Source organism: Brevundimonas sp. UBA7506, from assembly GCF_002479495.1.
In the GTDB taxonomy this organism is placed as follows: Bacteria; Pseudomonadota; Alphaproteobacteria; order Caulobacterales; family Caulobacteraceae; genus Brevundimonas.
Map to the genome: position 1 here is coordinate 604347 of NZ_DLNQ01000005.1, position 15881 is coordinate 620227.

Here is a 15881-nt window from a genome sequence, read left to right on the forward strand (position 1 = left end):
GGTTCCGGAAGGAAGACGCCTGCGCCTCATGGGGGCCCTGAACGCGGCGCACCAATCGGGCGTCCGGCCCGTCAGCCAGAACATGAAGCGGGAAGGCTCGACGCGGCATGGGCATGGCCTTGCTACCGACCTCGCAGCTGAAAACACGCGCCCTAAAACCGGGCGCGGCCTGATGTTGAACGGCTTCCTCCGGCCGGACCTTGACCATCGTCAATTCCGGCCGGCGTCGAACACGCTGTCTGCGCCTCCGCAGGAGCGGACTTGCGGCCCGCCCCAGCGCCCAGCGGAGCGATCGTTCTCCGCGGCCCCCGTTCTGTGGCTCGCGGTCTTGCCTCAAGGCCGCATACAGCGTCTGCTCCAAACGGCCATCGGGAGACGAGACCATGCCTCATAGGGAATCCCATCGGGTGGAGCGCATCGGCTGGCTCAGAGCGGCGGTGCTCGGCGCCAATGACGGCCTCGTCTCGACCGCCAGCCTCATGGTAGGCGTCGCCGCCGCCGCATCCGACCAGGGCGCGGTGCTGGTCGCCGGGATCGCGGGCCTCGCCGCCGGCGCCATGTCCATGGCCGCCGGCGAATATGTCTCCGTCAGTTCTCAATCCGACACCGAAAAAGCCGATCTCGCGCGCGAGATCTCGGAGCTAGCCGGGGACCACGAGGCCGAGGTGCGAGAATTGGCGGGGATCTACGCCGCTCGCGGGGTCGCTCCCGATCTGGCGACAGAAGTGGCGAAGCAGATGATGGCGCACGACGCTCTCGGAGCCCACGCCCGCGACGAACTCGGCATTTCCGAAACCACCACCGCCCGGCCGATCCAGGCTGCGATCACCTCCGCCGCAACCTTTTCAGCCGGGGCCGCGCTCCCATTGATCGTCGCGGCTTTCGCGCCTGTCTCCAGTCTGGCCCTTTGGGTCGCCGGATCGGCCTTGCTCGGGCTGGCTCTCCTGGGCGCCCTGGGGGCCAGGGCCGGAGGCGCGCCGATCGGCCGATCCGCGGGGCGCGTGGTCTTCTGGGGCGCGCTGGCCATGGCCATAACTGCGGGCGTCGGTCGCCTGTTCGGCGTCGCCGCCTGATCAAATCGCCTCCCCACGAGAACGCCCGCGCGCGACTGGAAGCGCATCAACGCCACGGGTGCTTCATGGCCGCCGCCGCGGGATGACCAGGGCGAAGCGCTGCGGCCTCGACGAATGGCGCGAACGCGACGGCCTCCTGCGTCGCTGGGCTCGCGTTCACAAAAGAAAGCCCGACGCATTCCGCGCCGGGCTGAAAAGTCGTTCGGTGATGGTGGGTGTCCTCGAAAAGAAGACATCTCGTTGATCGACCGGTTTGGTTAATCAAACGTAAATCTGGCCCGGCCGACACATCACGCGTCCGGGAACCAGCTTGTCTGCCGCGCCGAAGGCGACAGCACTCGAGTCAGGCGCCAACCGTCTCCGGCTCGCTCGATGCTGCCGACGCCCGCTCCCCCAGCCGGACCGGGATAGGCGAACGCGGCGCCGTTCACGACGATTTTCACAACGCGGTCGCCGACGCTGGGCAAGGCGGCCGTCCAGCGCCCCCCATCGTCAGCGACGACCTCGAGCGGCGCCTCGCCATCGGCCGAAACCGTCACGCGCGCTCCCGCACCGGCCCTTCCGGAAACGACCAGCCCCTGCCCGTCGCCGTCAACCGAATCAAGGGTCGGACCGGGGGACAGGCGCCGACTGGCTCCCCCTTCGATCAGCAGGGCCGCAAGGAACGCACCGCCGGGCGCGCCGTCACCCGCCAGAAGCAGCCGCTCCGGCCCCGGCGTCAGAAACTGCCCGATCCGAACCTCGGGCGTCAGCACGACCGCCTTCGGCAGGGCGCCGACATGAAGCTCGAACCGCCCGGCCTGATCCGCCCCAGCCGCAAAGGCGACGTCCTGATCCCCGCGCAGCACCACGCGCGCGCCCGGCGACGCTTCGCCGCGGACCACCAGACCGGCCCCCTGTCGCTCGACCGCGCTGATGCGCGGCGAGGCCGTCCACCCGCCCTCCTCACGCTCTTCCTCGTGCTGCGAACGCTCCACTGGAGCGGTACAGCCCGCCAGCGCCAATGCGGTGCAGAGCCCTGCGACGACAATCCGACGTTTCATCCTGACCCGCGTAGCGATATGCCTATGCTGCTCAGATAGCGCGGCCGACGCCGCCCTGTCTCCCTTCCTGTATCGAGGCCCCATGTCTTTGCCGCCCGCCAACATCGCCCCCTTCGAAGGCCGTTCGGTCTGCCTGTTCTGCGGCTCGTCCGACGGGGCGGATCCGCGGTACGTCCAGGCCGCGACCGAGTTCGGCAAGGCGACGGCCGAGGCCGGATGGCGCCTGGTCTATGGCGGCGGCGGCGTGGGCCTGATGGGGGCCTCGGCCCGCGCGGCGCACGAGGCCGGCGGTCGCGTCGTCGGCATCATGCCGGCCTTCCTGCGCAGCCGCGAACGCCTGTTCGACGACGTGGAAACCGTGGTCGTCACCTCGATGCATGAGCGCAAACAGCTCATGTACGATCAATCCGACGTCTTCGTCGTGGCGCCGGGCGGCATCGGCACCCTGGAAGAAGCTATCGAGTTGCTGTCGTGGAAGCGCCTCGACCTGCACGCCAAGCCGGTCATCTTCCTGAACCTGAACGGTTTCTGGGAAAACTACTTCGCCTTGATCCGCCACAGCGTGCGCGAAGGCATGACGCCCGCCAGCTTCCTGGACGCCTACATCAGCGTCGATACGGTCGAAGAGGCCGTCGTCGCCATGAAAAAGGCCGAGGAGACGCCCCACTTGAAACATGATCGCCGGTAAGTAAACGTGGGTCACAAAGCGTCGATCCGTCGCATCGAGACTCATTGACAGTTTCGAAAGAAAACGGACTATGGCGTCATAAGGGCGTGCGCCCTGCCCATCTCGGAGACTTGCCTATGCGTGCTCTTCTCGCCGCCGTCGCACTGTTCGCGGCTGCCCCTGCCTTCGCCGCCGACGCTCCGGCCACCAGCCTGACGCTCGCCGACGCCGCCAAGGCCCCGGCCGGCCGCGTTATCGTTGACGGCGCCGCCTGGCGCTGCGAAGGCGCGTCCTGCACCGCTTCGGGCGGCGCCAGCCAGCCCGCCGCGCGCGCCTGCCGCCGCGTGGTCGCCAAGCTCGGCCCGGTCACGGCCTTCAGCTACAAGGGCGAAGCCCTCGACGCACAGGCCCTGGCGGCTTGCAACGCCGGCTGATCCAGCCGTATCGACCAAACGAAAAAGGCCGCCTTCGCGTGAAGGCGGCCTTTCTTGTATCCAGCAGGGGCTGAAGGCTCAGCCCGCCTCGCCTTTCAGGCGACGCACGATGGCTTCTCGACCGATCAGCGGCGCCATGGCCGCCATGTCCGGGCCGTGCGCCTGTCCGGTCAGGGCCAGACGCAGGGGCATGAACAGGCCCTTGCCCTTGGCGCCGGTCTTCTCCTTCACCGCCGTCGTCCACGCCGACCAGGCGCCCGCGTCGATCACGTCCGGCAGGACCTCCAGGGCAGCGGCGGCGAAGCCAGCGTCCTCGATCACCGGCGTGACCGGACCGGTGACGATCTTCGCCATCTCGGCCGCGTCGGCGAACTTGTTCAGATTCGGCTTCACGGCCTCCCAGAAGCCCTCCCCCAGATCAACGCCCAGAGCGGCCAGACGCGGCTGCGCCTCGGCATAGGTCAGGCCGTGCAGGGCCTGGGCGTTCAGCCGGTCCAGATCCGCGGTGTCGTAGCGCGCCGGCGAACGGCCCATCTTGGAGAAGGCGAAGGACTGGCCCAGGGCCTCGACCGAGGCGGCGATCTCCAGATTGTCCGAGGTGCCGATCTTGCCCAGATGGCTGGTGATGGCGATGGGCTCATACCCCTGATCGCGCATGTCGCTGATCGACAGCGAACCCAGACGCTTCGACAGGGCCGTGCCGTCGGCGCCGACCAGCAGCGGCATGTGCGCAAAGCCCGGCACCTTGGCGTCCAGGGCCTCGAAGATCTCGATCTGCGCCCCTGTGTTGGTGACGTGGTCCTCGCCCCGGATGATGTGGGTGATGTCCATGTCGATGTCGTCGACCACCGACGGCAGGGTATAGAGGAACAGGCCGTCCTCGCGGATCAGCACCGGGTCCGACATCGAGGCGGTGTCCACCTCGGCGTGACCGCGCGCCAGATCTTCCCAGGCGACGCGCTTGCCTTCCAGCTTGAAGCGCCAGTGCGGACGACGGCCCTCGGCCTCATAGGCGGCCTTCTCGGCCTCGGTCAGCTCCAGAGCGGCGCGGTCATAGATGGGCGGCAGGCCGCGCGACAGCTGCACCTTGCGGCGGCGATCCAGTTCTTCCGAGGTTTCGTAGCAGGCGTAGAGACGGCCCGAGGCCTTCAGCCGCGCCGCGGCCTCCTCATAGCGGTCGAACCGCTTGGACTGGTTGTAACGCTCGTCCCAGACCAGACCCAGCCAGGTCAGGTCGGTCTCGATGCCGTCCTCGAACTCCTGCGTCGAGCGCGCCAGGTCGGTGTCGTCGATGCGCAGAACGAACGAGCCGCCCTGCCCCTTGGCGAACAGCCAGTTCACCAGAGCGGTGCGGACATTGCCGACGTGCAGCTTACCCGTAGGCGACGGGGCGAAACGAACCTTGACGGACATGGGGGATCAACGACCTCGATAGGAAGGCGGCTTGGTCGCGCCGCCGCCCCGTCAAGTCAAGTCGATCCGCCCAATCAGTCGCCAAACTTGGCGATCAGTCGTCGCGATGGACACGTTCGCGGCGTTCGTGCCGCTCCTGGGCCTCGACCGACAGGGTCGCCGTCGGGCGGGCTTCCAGTCGGCCCAGGCCGATCGGTTCGCCGGTATCCTCGCAATAGCCGTAGGAACCGTCCTCGATCCGGCGCAGCGCATCCTCGATCTTGGAGATCAGCTTGCGCTGGCGGTCGCGGGTCCGAAGCTCCAGCGCCCGGTCGGATTCCGACGAGGCCCGGTCCACCAGATCCGGGTGATTCTCGGTTTCGGCTTTCAGATTAACGACAGTGCCCTTGGATTCGCGGAGGATGTCATCCTTCCACGCCAGAAGCTTGGCCTTGAAATAGGCCAGCTGCCGCTCGTTCATAAACGGCTCGTCGTCGGTGGGACGGTACACGACCGGGTCCCCCTCGATCACAGACGCTAATGCGTTCATCGCACTCACGCTCATTTATCTGCGCCCCCCTGCGGCGCACTGGCCGTATAGGCAAGGCAGAGAGTCGCGGCAATGGCGTTCGCGTGTCCGTGATATGGCGCAGGTTCATTAATAGGGCGAGACTGTGGCAAAATATCCTCACCCCAGCCTCTGACATGAGGTTTCCGCCGTGTTTTCGGGGACTTCTAGGCCCGCGCCCGCACGGCTTCCGCCTTCGCCATTTCCACGGCGGCGCGCAAATCGATCTGGTCCAGCACGCTGTTCAGACCCGGGTCGGCGTCCTCAGGCCGCTCCTCGCGCAGAGTGCGCGCCAGCCGCTCCAGGGCCGGCGCCCCGTCCTGACCGTTCAGCATCGCCAGCTTCAACTCATCCAGCCTGTCCAGAAGCCCGCCGCCGCGACGGATCGCCCGCCGCCGCCGCTCGGTGGCGTCCTCGACGCCTTGCAGGGCCATCAGGGCCGAAACGCCCGCCACGCTGGACGCCGATGAAGTCGCGGCGGCCGAGGCCGGGCCGGACGCCGCCCCGCTGGCCGGCAGGCTGAAGCCGCCCGGCGCGCGGGCGGGCCGTGAACCTTGCGTCGATGTCGCGCCCGAGGGGCCGGTGACCTTCATGATCCATGCTCCCGATCAGCCTGCACCTTCGGCCACGAGGGTCACCGCTTGGTTAACGCCTCGGCAGATTCTGCCGCGAGGCGCCGGCACTTCGCACGACAACTACTGATTTCACTGAACTTTTCGCTCGGCACAAACTTCGCATGGTTAACCGCGAACGCCTCAACAGGACGTCTGTCGTATGCAGAAGTTGCTCACCGCCCTCATCGCCTCCGCTTCCGCCGCCCTGATTCTGGCTGCGACGCCGAACGCGGCCGAGGCCCAGTCGCGGATCAAGGACATTGTCTCGGTCGAGGGCGTCCGCACCAACCAGCTGGTCGGCTACGGCCTGGTGGTCGGCCTGAACGGCACCGGCGACAGCCTGCGCAACTCGCCCTTCACCCGCCAGTCGCTGGAAGGGATGATGGAACGTCAGGGCGTCAACATTCGCGGCGCCAACTTGAACACCAAGAACGTCGCCGCGGTCATGATCACCGCCGACCTGCCGCCCTTCGCCACCCCGGGCTCGCGCCTGGACGTCGCCGTCTCGGCCATGGGCGACGCCAAGAGCCTGCTGGGCGGCACGCTTCTGGTCACGGCCCTGCAAGGCGCGGACGGCGAGATCTACGCCGTGGCCCAAGGCTCGGTTCAGACCGGCGCCGTCTCGGCCTCGGGCGGCTCGGGCTCCTCGGTGACGCGCGGCGTCCCGACCGCCGGCCGCATCGCCTCGGGCGGGGTGGTCGAACGGGAGACCGGCTTTGACCTGTCGGCCATGCCCATCGTGCGTCTGACCTTGCGCAACCCCGACTTCACCACGGCCCAGCGCGTCGCCGCCGTGATCAACCAGACCTATCCCAACAGCGCCTTCGCCGAAAACGGCACGGTCGTCGCCGTCCGCTCGCCCCAGACCATGGGCATGGCGGGCTTCATCAGCCAGGTCGAGAACCTGCCGGTCCGTGTCGACGCCCCGGCCAAGGTCATCATCGACGAGGTGAACGGCGTCATCGTCATGGGCGACGCGGTGCGTATCTCCACCGTCGCCATCGCCCAGGGCAACCTGACCGTCTCGGTTCAGGAAAACCCCATGGTCAGCCAGCCCGAGCCCTTCAGCCGCGGCGGCCAGACGGTCGTCGTGCCGCAGTCCAACGTCTCGATCGAGGAAGAAACCGGCCGCCAGATGCGGATCGTCAACGGCGGCGCCTCGCTCTCGACCCTGGTCAACGGCCTGAACGCCCTCGGCGTCAGCCCGCGCGACATGATCAGCATCCTGCAGGCCATCAAGGCCGCCGGCGCCCTGCAAGCCGACATCGAGGTGATGTGATGATCTTCGCCGCCCCCGCCTCCTCCCTGGCCCCCGCCGACGCCCTCGGTCGCCGCGACCAGTCCGCCGACCAGATGCGCAAGACCGCCCAGGACTTCGAGGCCAGCTTCCTGTCGCAGATGTTCAAGCCGATGTTCGAGGGCCTGGAGACCGACGGCCCCTTCGGCGGCGGCAGCGCCGAGGAGACCTGGCGCAGCTTCCTTCTGGACGCCATGGCCAGGCAGACGGTCAAGGCGGGCGGCGTCGGCCTGGCCGACACCGTCATGTCCGAAATGCTCAAGATGCAGGAACAGGCCGCGTGACCGCCGACGTCGAAACCTCCACCCTGCGCGCCCGGCAGTTGATCAACCTGACCCAGGCCCTGACCGAGCGCCTCGCCGTCGAGCGCGACGCCTTCCGCGCCCATCGCGCCCAGGACGTGGCCGCTGGCATGGCCGAGACCCAGGAACTGGCCAACCTCTATCGTCGCGAGTCGGCCCAGGCCAAGCTCGCCCCCGCCTTCCTGACCGTCATCCCGTCTGAGCTTCGCGACGCCCTGATCGTCGCCACCCAGGACTTTGAGGCCGTTCTGGCGGAGCACGCCTCGACCGTCGACGCCGCCCGTCAGGTTTCCGAAGGCCTGGTCCGCACCATCGCGGCCGAGGTCGCCGGCGCTCGCGCCCAGGGCGCCGGCTACGGCGCTTCGGGTCGCGCCACCGAGGGCGACGGCCGCGCCGTGGCCCTCAACCGCAAGGCCTGATTCAACCAAAGAAACCGGTGTCGATCCGCGTTTTCTTAACGGGCTGAACCGCAAGGTCGGTTCATGAACCTGAAATCCCGCCTGCTTGGTCTCGCCTTCGCCGCCGCCGACGCCCTCGTCGAGGTGAACGACAAGGGCGTGGTCAGCTTCGCCCTCGGGGCCGGGCCGACGGCGGGACAATCGACGGCCGCCTGGATCGGCCGCCCCTTCGCCGACCTGCTGTCGTTTTCCAGCCGCGAGGCGGTTCAGGAGACTCTCGGCGGCATGACAAGCGGGGCGCGCAGCCAGCCGCTGGAAATTCTTGCCGACTGCGGCGACGGGCGCGTGCGTCGCGCGCTGTTCCGCGCCTTCATCCTGCCCGATCTGGCGCCGGCGGTATCCTGCGCCTTGACCTGGCAGGGCGAGCCATTCGTGCTCGAAGACCTCGAAGCTCGCCCCCTGACGGACGCCGAAGGCTTCATGGCGCTCGCCCGCGAGGGACTGAACGGCAAGTCCGGGGCCGCCCTGCAGCGTCTGGCCATGGCCTTCATCGAGGTTCAGGGACTCAGCGCCGACAATGACGCCGCCCACGAACGCGTCGCCGCTCGCATCGGCGCCCGGCTGCAAGCGGCCTCGCACGACGGGGCCAGCGCCGGCCGGCTCACGCCCAACCGGTACGCCCTGATCAAGGAGCTCGACGACGGCCGCGATCTGGAGGCCGAGGTCCGCGAGGCCGGCCTCGCCGAGGGTCTGACCCTGAGCTCGCGCGCCAGCGAGACCCCCGTCGGCTCCGACGCCCTGTGCGCCCTGCGCGCCATGCGTTTCGCCATCGAGGGCTGCCTCAAGGACAATGCCGCCCAGCCCGAGCTCAGCTTCGCCGACTCCCTGTCCCGCACCCTGAAGGACGCCGATCGCTTCCGCAGCATCGTCCGCGACCGGGAATTCGCCCTCTTCTATCAGCCCATCGTCGACCTGAAGACGCGGGCCGTGCATCACTTCGAAGCCTTGGCCCGCTTCGGCCAGGCGGGCGGCCCTGCCCCCGCCATCCGCATGGCCGAGGAACTGGCCCTGATCGAAAGCTTCGACCTGGCCGTCGCCGAAAAGATCGTCCACCGCCTGCGCCAGCCGGGCTCGGGCCTGCTGAAAATCGCCATCAACGTCTCGGGCGCCTCGCTGGCCAACGACGCCTATGTCGCGGCCGTGCTGAAGATGACGGCCTCCGAACCTGAAAACCGCAAGCGCCTGATCGTCGAGGTGACGGAAACCGCCGCCCTGGCCGACATCGCCGCCGCCAACCGCCGCCTCGGCGCCCTGCGCGACGCCGGGGTCAAGGTCTGCATCGACGACTTCGGCGCCGGCTCCGCCGCCTTCGACTATCTGCGCGGCCTGTCGGTCGATGCGGTCAAGATCGACGGCGCCTTCGTGCGCGACATCGACGGCGACGCCCGCACCCGCACCCTGATCGGCCACCTGGTCGAACTGTGCGGCTCGCTGGGCATGACGACCATCGCCGAAATGATCGAGACCGAGGACGTCGCCCAGGCGCTTCAGGACCTCGGGGTCAACTACGGCCAGGGCTGGCTTTTCGGCCGCGCCGAGGCCGAGCCAGTCACAACCGGCCCCGTCTCCCCCCGCGTCCGCCGTCAGGGCGTGATCGAAGCCTGGGGCTGACCCGGAGATCACAGGTCGCAGCCGCAATCCCTGAAATTTTCAGGGCTTGAGAGCTCTTGAAGCGATCTTGCTCGCACCGCCGGCGAACCGGACCAGAATGCGGGACGGTCTTTGAAACCTCAGCCCTTCGCCCGCTCCAGCCGCACCTCCCGATCGACGCCCACATTGTCCATAAAGTCTCGATCATGGGTGACGATCACCAGCGCCCCGTCATAAGCTGTCAGCGCCGCCTCGATCGCCGCGATCGAATCCAGGTCCAGATGGTTGGTCGGTTCATCCAGAATCAGCAGCTGCGGCGGCTTCGCCCCCGTCATGACACAGGCCAGCGCCGCCCTCAGCCGCTCACCGCCTGACAGGGTCCCGACTGTCCGGTGCGCCGTCGTATTGCGGAACAGGAATCGCGCCAGCGCCGCATGGGCGTCGTTCGGCGTCCCTTCCGGGTTCAGCCGCCGCCACGCCTCGATCAGGGTCTCCTCTGGCTTCAGGATCGCCGCCGTCTGATCCAGCAGCGCCGCCGTCACAGGCCGTTCGATCCGCCCCGCCGTCGGCTCCAGTTCGCCCGCGATCAGCTTCAGCAGCGTCGTCTTGCCCGCCCCGTTCGGCCCGGTGATCGCCACCCGCTCCGACCCGGTCAGGCGCAGCGTCACAGGCCCGACGATCCGCCGCCCCTCGGGACCGCGCCACTCCGCCCCGTCCAGCGCCAGCACGGTCTTCCCCGCCGCCAGCCCCGTCGAAGGCATGGGCACGGACAGCAGCCGCGCCCGCTCAACCCGCTCACGGGCCTCCGTCAAGCGCGCCTCGACCTCCGCGCGCCGACGCTCCGCCAGCCGCCCTTCCCGCGCCCCGGATTCTTCGGCCCGCTGCGCCCGGGCGTCCAGCAGGATCTTGGGATCGGACGTCCCTGCCCGATGCGCCCGCCCCACCTTGTCGCGCTTCGCCTTCTTCTCCAGCGCCGTCTGCGCCTCGCGCGCCGCACGGCCGACCTCGCGTTCGGCGCTCTCCAGATCGCGCTCGGCCGCCGCCCGCTCGGCGTCGCGCCGCTCGACATAGAGGTCCCAGCCGCCGCCATAGGTCCGCGCCCCCAGGCTCGACAGCTCCACGATCCGATCCATCCGCCGCAGCAGCCCCCGGTCGTGACTGACCGTCAGCACCCCGCCCGGCCATCGCCCGACGACCTCGGCCACCAGGGCCCTCGCTTCGGCGTCCAGATGGTTGGTCGGCTCATCCAGAACGATAAGGTCCGGCGCCGCTAGCATCAGCCCCGCCAGCCGCAGCCGCGTCTGCTCGCCCCCGCTCAAGCTCGCGGTCTGACGATCCAGCGCCAACCCGCTCAGCCCGACCTGCGCCAGGGCCTCTTCCAGCCGCGCCTCCAGCGTCCAGTCCGCCTCGGCCATGTCCTCGACCGAGCCCTCGCCCGCCAGCACCCGCGTCAGCAGGGCCAGAGGCTCCGCCGCGCCCAGGGTATCGGCCACGGTCTCGCCGGACGCTGGCTCATAGGTCTGCGCCAGCCAGCCCACCGTCCCGGCGCGCGTTACCGTTCCCTCAGCGGGTTCGGCCAGACCGGCGACAAGGCGCAGCAGCGTGGTCTTGCCCACGCCGTTGCGGCCCACGACGGCCGTGCGCTCGCGCCCGAAGGCGAGGCTCAGATTATCGAATAGGGTGTGACCGTCAGGCGTGCGGGCCGCGACGCTGTTGAGCGTCACGAGTGCGGATGCGGACGGACTTGGGCTTGGGTTGAGCGAGGACATAGGCGAGCACGAAGAGCGGAGCGGAAAGGGCGAAACCGATTTCCAGAGCGCTGATCATGATCGTCGTGCCTCCTCGTCAAATACGTTGGCTGAATAGAAGGATGGGTGCTGATCTTTCGCAGCGCAACCCCAATTCTCCTGCGACGCTTTTGCGATGCGGCGCCGAGCACCTATCTTCAGGCCATGACCGCGCCCGACCGAACCGTCGCCTTCCGCATCGACAAGCCCCTGCCCGACCGGGCCGAGGCCGCCGCCCGCCGCGCCGAAGCGGTCCAGCGGATCCGAGACGAGACCGGCGTCGACGAGGCCCTCATCGATGCCCTGGTCGAAGGCTTCTACGCCCGCGTCCGCGACGACGACTTCATCGGCCCGATCTTCGCCGAACGGATCGAGGACTGGGGCCCGCACCTGGCGCAGATGAAGCTCTTCTGGTCCTCGGTCGCCCTGTCCACCGGCGTCTATCAGGGTCGACCCATGCCCAAGCACCTGCCCCTGCCCATCGACGCCCGCCACTTCGACCGCTGGCTGCAGATCTTCGAGGCCACCGCCCGCGACCTCTGCCCGCCGGCCGCCGCCGACCACTTCATCGTCCGCGCCCGCCGCATCGCCGAAAGCCTGGAACTCGGCGTCGCCAACGCCAACGGCGTCCTGGTCGGCCCCGGCGAACGCTACCGCCGCCCCGAACCCGCCTGGACGCCCGAGGGCTGACGACCGCACACTCGACTGAACTCAAGTTCAAAAGGCTCCAGTCCGATTATCTTGCGGTTTCGCTCCAGTTGTTCGAGGGACAAGACGGCGCCGTCCGGAGCTGGTGGCTCGGTGGCGCACTGATAGAGCCGGCCATACAGCTGCGGCTCGCCACGATTCAGCGCGGCTCGATCCGCCAGTCGCGAGAATGCTTGGCGGTTGACATCCGTGTCCAGGCCCAGGCTGCGAAACGCGGCGGCTCCCTTGGCCTGAAGCCCCGGATCGTGGTCCTGATGCATCAGCAGAACAAACGCTGCTCGACGCGCGACAGGCGTCAGTTCGGCCCAGCGATCAAGTATCCTACCCAGGCGAGGGCTTCGCGCGAAATCCTCCGCGCACATCGCCTCCAGCCTAAGCGTCGTCGCTTCGTCCGCCAGCGCCTCGAAGCCTTCCGGCGCCGCATCGCCAAGAGCCCGACGGGCTTGCTGATCGCGCGCCGCCGCCCATACTAGCCAGTCTTCATCGCCCTGCGGTTCCGGATCCGCACCCGAGGGCGACACAGCCCTCCGAAGCCGCTCTACCTGCGCCTCGGCCTGCTCGAAATCCGTGTCATCGCTGGATCGCATGAGGCGCTTCAAGGCCCGCCGCTCCTGATCGGCCTTTGGATCGGTCAGATCACACCCCATCAGAACGGTCCGGTCGCCGCTATGCCCTCTACGGTCCAGCGCCGCGTCGAGCCAGAGAGCAGCCTCGGCGTCCAACCTTTCAAGCCGCCGCGCCGCGCCGCCAACCTTGAGTTCTTCATACGTGGCCTCTGACGAACCCAACCCAGGATCGCCCCCGGCAAGACCAGCCAGCATCAGAATGACGTAAAACATGGAGCCTCCGGTGCCTAGCCTAGCCGCAGCTCGGCGTCCCGTGACAGGTCAGACTTCTTCATGATGATGTTCGCATATTGTTCTTGCTGTTTCGGGCAAATTGATCCCCATATAGCGTCGTCGCCCCGGACCGTTCCGGGGTCTTCCGCGTTCCCGGATTCCATGACCGAAAAGCACAACTTCATCCGCGTTCGCGGCGCCCGCGAGCACAACCTCAAGGGCGTGGACGTCGATATCCCGCGTGAGAAGCTGGTCGTGATGACCGGGCTGTCGGGGTCGGGCAAGTCCTCGCTGGCCTTCGACACCATCTACGCCGAGGGCCAGCGCCGCTATGTCGAGAGCCTGTCGGCCTATGCGCGCCAGTTCCTGGAACTGATGGGCAAGCCGGACGTGGACCTGATCGAGGGCCTGTCGCCTGCCATCTCCATCGAACAGAAGACGACGTCCAAGAACCCGCGCTCGACCGTCGGCACGGTCACTGAAATCCACGACTACATGCGCCTGCTCTGGGCGCGCGTCGGCGTCCCCTATTCGCCCGCCACCGGCCTGCCGATCGAGAGCCAGACCGTCAGCCAGATGGTCGACAAGCTGACGGCCCTGCCCGACGGCGAGCGCATCCTGCTGCTGGCCCCGGTCGTTCGCGGCCGCAAGGGCGAGTACAAGAAGGAAATGGCCGAGTGGCAGCGTCAGGGCTTCCAGCGGCTGAAGATCGACGGTGAATTCTACGCCATCGAGGACGCCCCGACGCTCGACAAAAAGTTCAAGCACGACATCGATATCGTCGTGGATCGCATTGTAACCAAAGCAGGTCTTGAGCCGCGCTACGCCGACAGCATCCAGACGGCGCTGGGGCTTGCCGACGGCATCGCCACCGCCGAATGGGCCAATGCTGCCGAGGACGAAGAGCCGCGCCGCATCGTCTTTTCCGAGAAGTTCGCCTGCCCCGTCTCGGGCTTCACCATCAGCGAGATCGAACCGCGGCTCTTCTCGTTCAACAACCCCTTCGGCGCCTGTCCGACCTGCGACGGCCTGGGGGTCAAGCTGGCCTTTGACGCCGATCTGATCATCCCCGACCGCGACAAGACCCTGCACAAGGGCGCCGTGGCGCCGTGGGCGCGCGGCCCCTCGCCGCTCTACACCCAGACCCTGCAGTCGCTGGCCCAGCACTACGACTTCTCGATGGACAAGGCCTGGCGCGACCTGCCGGAACAGGCCCAGAAGGTCATCCTGCACGGCTCCGGCGGTGAGAAGATCAAGTTCGTCTATGACGACAACGCGCGCAAATACGAGGTCGCCAAGGCCTTTGAAGGCGTCCTGCCCAATCTGGAACGCCGCTGGCGCGAGACCGACAGCGCCTGGGTCCGCGAGGAACTGGGCCGCTATCAGTCCGAGACCCCCTGCGAGGTCTGCGGCGGCAAGCGCCTGAAGCCCGAGGCCCTGGCGGTCAAGGTCGGCGGCGCCGACATCGCCGAGATCAGCTGGCTGTCGATCTCCAAGGCCTATCTGTGGTTCACCACCCTGGACGATCACCTGACGGACAAGCAGCGCGAGATCGGCCGCCGCATCCTCAAGGAGATCACCGACCGGCTGCGCTTCCTGAACAACGTCGGCCTGGACTACCTCAGCCTGTCGCGCAGTTCCGGCACCCTGTCGGGCGGCGAGAGCCAGCGCATCCGCCTGGCGTCACAGATCGGCTCGGGCCTGACCGGCGTCCTCTATGTGCTGGACGAACCCTCCATCGGCCTGCACCAGCGCGACAACACCCGCCTGCTGGAAAGCCTGATGGGCCTGCGCGACCTCGGCAACTCGGTCCTGGTGGTCGAGCATGACGAGGAGGCCATCCTGACCGCCGACTACGTCATCGACATGGGCCCGGCCGCCGGCGTCCACGGCGGCGAGATCTGCGCCCAGGGCACGCCCGCCGAGGTCATGGCCAATCCGAAGTCGCTGACCGGCCAGTACCTGACCGGCGCGCGCGAGATCGAACTGCCGCCCGAGGGCCGCCGTCCGGTCGACCGCAAGCGGATGCTGAAGATCAGCGGCGCCACCGGCAACAACCTGAAGAACGTCACCGGCGAAATCCCGGTCGGTCTGTTCACCTGCGTCACCGGCGTGTCAGGCGGCGGCAAGTCCACCTTCACCATCGAGACCCTGTACAAGGCCGCCGCGCGCCGCCTGCACAACGCCTCGGACGCCCCGGCCAACTTCGACCGGATCGAGGGGCTGGAGCAGTTCGACAAGGTCATCGACATCGACCAGTCGCCCATCGGCCGCACCCCGCGCTCGAACCCGGCCACCTATACCGGCGCCTTCAACCCTATCCGCGACTGGTATGCGGGCCTGCCCGAGTCCAAGGCGCGCGGTTACGGCCCCGGCCGCTTCAGCTTCAACGTCAAGGGCGGCCGCTGCGAGGCCTGCCAGGGCGACGGCGTCATCAAGATCGAGATGCACTTCCTGCCCGACGTCTACGTCACCTGCGACGTCTGCAAGGGCAAGCGCTACAACCGCGAAACCCTGGAAATTGTCTTCAAGGGCAAGAGCATATCCGATGTTCTGGACATGACGGTTGAAGAAGCCGCGCGCTTCTTCAACGCCGTGCCCTCGATCCGCGACAAGATGCTGACGCTGGAGCGCGTGGGTCTGGGCTACGTCAAGGTCGGCCAGCCGGCCACCACCCTGTCGGGCGGCGAGGCTCAGCGGGTCAAGCTGTCCAAGGAACTGGCCCGCCGCGCCACCGGCAAGACCCTCTATATACTCGACGAGCCCACGACCGGCCTGCATTTCGAGGACACGCGCAAGCTGCTGGAGGTGCTTCAGGAACTGGTCGACAACGGCAACACCATCGTCGTCATCGAGCACAACCTGGATGTCATCAAGGTCGCCGACTACCTGCTGGACTTCGGTCCCGAGGGCGGCGACGGCGGGGGCGAGATCGTGGCCTTCGGCACGCCCGAACAGGTTGCGGCCAACCCCGCCAGCTGGACCGGCAAGTACCTCAAGGAGGTGTTGGACCGCCACGAGGAGCGCCGCAAGGCGCGCGTGGCCGCCCTGCCGGAGGTTCAGAAGGCCGAGAAGAAGCCTCGCGCCCGCAAGAGCGCCTGACCGGCCC

General features: G+C 67.9%; 16 protein-coding genes. 9 read left to right on the top strand and 7 right to left on the bottom strand.

Annotation, left to right across the window (positions count from 1 at the left end):
* Positions 1-383: 383 nt before the first annotated feature.
* Positions 384-1073: a VIT1/CCC1 transporter family protein gene (locus B3K53_RS04780; protein WP_292082955.1), complete on the top strand. Its 690-nt coding sequence runs from the start codon at positions 384-386 to the stop codon at positions 1071-1073.
* Positions 1074-1363: 290 nt separating this feature from the next.
* Here B3K53_RS04780 and B3K53_RS04785 read toward each other — a convergent pair whose 3' ends face one another.
* Positions 1364-2116 carry a hypothetical protein gene (locus B3K53_RS04785; RefSeq protein ID WP_292082956.1) on the bottom strand — a complete coding sequence of 251 codons (753 nt, stop codon included), beginning with the start codon at positions 2114-2116 and terminating at the stop codon, positions 1364-1366.
* Between the two features lie 82 nt (positions 2117-2198).
* Between B3K53_RS04785 and B3K53_RS04790 the strand changes: the two genes are divergently transcribed.
* Entirely contained in the window at positions 2199-2804 is a 606-nt protein-coding gene (locus B3K53_RS04790) for a TIGR00730 family Rossman fold protein (protein ID WP_292082957.1), read from the top strand.
* A gap of 116 nt (positions 2805-2920) precedes the next feature.
* Positions 2921-3217: a CC_3452 family protein gene (locus B3K53_RS04795; protein ID WP_292082958.1), complete on the top strand. Its 297-nt coding sequence runs from the start codon at positions 2921-2923 to the stop codon at positions 3215-3217.
* 78 nt (positions 3218-3295) lie between these two features.
* Here the strand turns inward: B3K53_RS04795 and gltX are convergent, their stop codons facing one another.
* The 3 genes from gltX to B3K53_RS04810 form a co-directional block, all read right to left on the bottom strand.
* Positions 3296-4630 (bottom strand): glutamate--tRNA ligase, encoded by a 1335-nt coding sequence (gene gltX, locus B3K53_RS04800; protein ID WP_292082959.1) that lies wholly within the window; start codon positions 4628-4630, stop codon positions 3296-3298.
* 94 nt (positions 4631-4724) lie between these two features.
* Complete coding sequence (gene dksA / locus B3K53_RS04805; protein WP_292082960.1) at positions 4725-5159, bottom strand: RNA polymerase-binding protein DksA; 435 nt, start codon at positions 5157-5159, stop codon at positions 4725-4727.
* A 185-nt stretch (positions 5160-5344) separates the two neighbouring features.
* Positions 5345-5770, bottom strand: coding sequence for a flagellar assembly protein FliX (locus B3K53_RS04810; RefSeq protein WP_292082961.1), 426 nt, complete (start codon positions 5768-5770; stop codon positions 5345-5347).
* A 181-nt stretch (positions 5771-5951) separates the two neighbouring features.
* Between B3K53_RS04810 and B3K53_RS04815 the strand changes: the two genes are divergently transcribed.
* From B3K53_RS04815 to B3K53_RS04830, 4 genes are all read left to right on the top strand, one after another.
* The gene (locus tag B3K53_RS04815) at positions 5952-7070 is read left to right on the top strand and encodes a flagellar basal body P-ring protein FlgI (protein WP_292082962.1); all 1119 of its coding nucleotides are present in this window, start codon (positions 5952-5954) and stop codon (positions 7068-7070) included.
* Positions 7070-7372 (top strand): rod-binding protein, encoded by a 303-nt coding sequence (locus tag B3K53_RS04820; RefSeq protein WP_292082963.1) that lies wholly within the window; start codon positions 7070-7072, stop codon positions 7370-7372. Before B3K53_RS04815 ends, B3K53_RS04820 begins: the two co-directional genes overlap by 1 nt.
* On the top strand, positions 7369-7809 hold the full coding sequence (locus B3K53_RS04825; protein WP_292082964.1) for a flagellar basal-body protein FlbY: 441 nt from the start codon (positions 7369-7371) through the stop codon (positions 7807-7809). Before B3K53_RS04820 ends, B3K53_RS04825 begins: the two co-directional genes overlap by 4 nt.
* 63 nt (positions 7810-7872) lie before the next feature.
* On the top strand, positions 7873-9459 hold the full coding sequence (locus B3K53_RS04830) for an EAL domain-containing protein (RefSeq protein WP_292082965.1): 1587 nt from the start codon (positions 7873-7875) through the stop codon (positions 9457-9459).
* A 119-nt stretch (positions 9460-9578) separates the two neighbouring features.
* On the opposite strand, the gene B3K53_RS04835 is transcribed toward B3K53_RS04830, so the two are convergent.
* Positions 9579-11162, bottom strand: a complete 1584-nt coding sequence (locus tag B3K53_RS04835) for an ABC-F family ATP-binding cassette domain-containing protein (RefSeq protein ID WP_292082967.1) — start codon at positions 11160-11162, stop codon at positions 9579-9581.
* Complete coding sequence (locus tag B3K53_RS04840; protein WP_292082968.1) at positions 11128-11265, bottom strand: hypothetical protein; 138 nt, start codon at positions 11263-11265, stop codon at positions 11128-11130. Before B3K53_RS04840 ends, B3K53_RS04835 begins: the two co-directional genes overlap by 35 nt.
* Positions 11266-11390: 125 nt before the next feature.
* Here B3K53_RS04840 and B3K53_RS04845 point away from each other — a divergent pair, with 125 nt between their 5' ends.
* The gene (locus B3K53_RS04845) at positions 11391-11915 is read left to right on the top strand and encodes a group III truncated hemoglobin (RefSeq protein ID WP_292082969.1); all 525 of its coding nucleotides are present in this window, start codon (positions 11391-11393) and stop codon (positions 11913-11915) included.
* Here the strand turns inward: B3K53_RS04845 and B3K53_RS04850 are convergent.
* On the bottom strand, positions 11876-12772 hold the full coding sequence (locus B3K53_RS04850) for a hypothetical protein (protein WP_292082970.1): 897 nt from the start codon (positions 12770-12772) through the stop codon (positions 11876-11878). The genes B3K53_RS04845 and B3K53_RS04850 overlap by 40 nt on opposite strands.
* Positions 12773-12934: 162 nt before the next feature.
* On the opposite strand from B3K53_RS04850, the gene uvrA reads away from it, so the two are divergent.
* Positions 12935-15874 (top strand): excinuclease ABC subunit UvrA, encoded by a 2940-nt coding sequence (gene uvrA, locus B3K53_RS04855; protein ID WP_292082971.1) that lies wholly within the window; start codon positions 12935-12937, stop codon positions 15872-15874.
* Positions 15875-15881 lie beyond the last annotated feature (7 nt).

Excerpts from the sequence above, each read along its gene's own strand:
- B3K53_RS04795 (WP_292082958.1), top strand. The coding sequence starts at position 2,921 with ATGCGTGCTCTTCTCGCCGCCGTCGCACTGTTCGCGGCTGCCCCTGCC.
- B3K53_RS04840 (WP_292082968.1), bottom strand. The coding sequence starts at position 11,265 with ATGATCAGCGCTCTGGAAATCGGTTTCGCCCTTTCCGCTCCGCTCTTC.
- B3K53_RS04820 (WP_292082963.1), top strand. The coding sequence starts at position 7,070 with ATGATCTTCGCCGCCCCCGCCTCCTCCCTGGCCCCCGCCGACGCCCTC.
- dksA (WP_292082960.1), bottom strand. The coding sequence starts at position 5,159 with ATGAACGCATTAGCGTCTGTGATCGAGGGGGACCCGGTCGTGTACCGT.
- B3K53_RS04785 (WP_292082956.1), bottom strand. The coding sequence starts at position 2,116 with ATGAAACGTCGGATTGTCGTCGCAGGGCTCTGCACCGCATTGGCGCTG.
- B3K53_RS04830 (WP_292082965.1), top strand. The coding sequence starts at position 7,873 with ATGAACCTGAAATCCCGCCTGCTTGGTCTCGCCTTCGCCGCCGCCGAC.
- B3K53_RS04810 (WP_292082961.1), bottom strand. The coding sequence starts at position 5,770 with ATGAAGGTCACCGGCCCCTCGGGCGCGACATCGACGCAAGGTTCACGG.
- B3K53_RS04850 (WP_292082970.1), bottom strand. The coding sequence starts at position 12,772 with ATGTTTTACGTCATTCTGATGCTGGCTGGTCTTGCCGGGGGCGATCCT.
- B3K53_RS04845 (WP_292082969.1), top strand. The coding sequence starts at position 11,391 with ATGACCGCGCCCGACCGAACCGTCGCCTTCCGCATCGACAAGCCCCTG.
- uvrA (WP_292082971.1), top strand. The coding sequence starts at position 12,935 with ATGACCGAAAAGCACAACTTCATCCGCGTTCGCGGCGCCCGCGAGCAC.
- B3K53_RS04815 (WP_292082962.1), top strand. The coding sequence starts at position 5,952 with ATGCAGAAGTTGCTCACCGCCCTCATCGCCTCCGCTTCCGCCGCCCTG.
- gltX (WP_292082959.1), bottom strand. The coding sequence starts at position 4,630 with ATGTCCGTCAAGGTTCGTTTCGCCCCGTCGCCTACGGGTAAGCTGCAC.
- B3K53_RS04790 (WP_292082957.1), top strand. The coding sequence starts at position 2,199 with ATGTCTTTGCCGCCCGCCAACATCGCCCCCTTCGAAGGCCGTTCGGTC.
- B3K53_RS04780 (WP_292082955.1), top strand. The coding sequence starts at position 384 with ATGCCTCATAGGGAATCCCATCGGGTGGAGCGCATCGGCTGGCTCAGA.